Source organism: Parabacteroides sp. merdae-related_45_40, from assembly GCF_001915675.1.
In genome coordinates this window covers 2,245-3,315 of the sequence record NZ_MNQY01000022.1, presented here as the reverse complement: position 1 = coordinate 3,315, position 1,071 = coordinate 2,245, and the positions used below count along the sequence as shown (strand labels likewise).

The 1,071-nt window shown below is 45.8% G+C and carries 1 protein-coding gene and 1 pseudogene; one reads left to right on the top strand and one right to left on the bottom strand.

Features of this window, described 5'->3' with window-relative positions:
• A pseudogene (locus BHV83_RS00400) lies at nt 1-96 on the bottom strand (ABC transporter ATP-binding protein); the annotation flags it as partial.
• Between the two features lie 458 nt (nt 97-554).
• On the opposite strand from BHV83_RS00400, the gene BHV83_RS00395 reads away from it, so the two are divergent.
• Nucleotides 555-1,071, top strand: a 517-nt coding sequence (locus BHV83_RS00395) for an NUDIX-like domain-containing protein (RefSeq protein ID WP_502687950.1), incomplete at its 3' end; no start/stop codon positions are given.

Below are 1,071 nucleotides of genomic sequence, written 5' to 3'. Positions count from 1 at the left end.
TTCCCCTTCCTTCACCTCTATGCTTACTTTATTAAGAGCCAACGTCTCTACCTCTTCCGTGCGGAAGATCTTTTCTAATGCAACTGTTTTAATCATGGTCTTTAACTGATTTGTTTACGAGAAATGTGACAAAAGTCGTGCCATAATCGTAAAAAACTTGTAGATAAGATGTTATCTGTTGTGCCGGGTTTGATGATCGTGCATATACGCACAAAAGGAGTTCGGATGCGCACGGTTTATCATAAGCATCTGTATCTTTTACCCCGTTCTTCTGTATATATTAGCACGCTTATCTTAACCCATAAATCGTTCGCTTGGCGGCGAACGGTTGTCCGCTTGCAAGAGAACGATCGTTCGCCGCCAAGCGGACAACTTATAAGTAGAAGGAAAAGGGCTAAATAATACGGTACTTCTTCTTAATTCATATAGTATAAGTTCTTAATTGGTTATTATAACCATACCTCTTCATGTTTTATGCGTCACTATATATATTGCAAGTGCGAGGATAATTCCATTTTTTCCGTATGTTTGTGGTGTTCTAAAGAATCAGATATATGGAAAAGACAAATAACGCGTCTTTGTATTGGTACGTCTTCTACAATGACCAACTTCTACTGCAAAAGAAAGCTGACGGCTATGTAATCCCTTGTACGGACGAAGCGCCTGTGACGGTTGCCCGCTCGCTTCCGGTCGAGATGCAGGACGGGACAATGGCGATGGCGGCTTTTACCGATGCGCCCCTGGAAGAGACGGATGTTTTCATGCCTATGGGACTCCGCGCTTCCTATGATCATATCGACCGTTACTCCTATGATCAGGCGGGGAAAGCGTATGAGATTGTCTATTGGGATCAACACAGCCGGTTTTGTCCTGTCTGCGGGACGCCGACGGAACTGAAAGGGCCGATCATGAAGAAATGCCCTCATTGCGGCAATGAGATGTTCCCGTCGGTATCGCCTGCCGTACTGGTCTTGATCCGGAAAGGTGAGGAAATCCTGTTGGTGCATGCGCGTAACTTCCGGGGAACGTTTCATGGGCTTGTGGCCGGCTTCCTGGAAACGGGGGAGACGT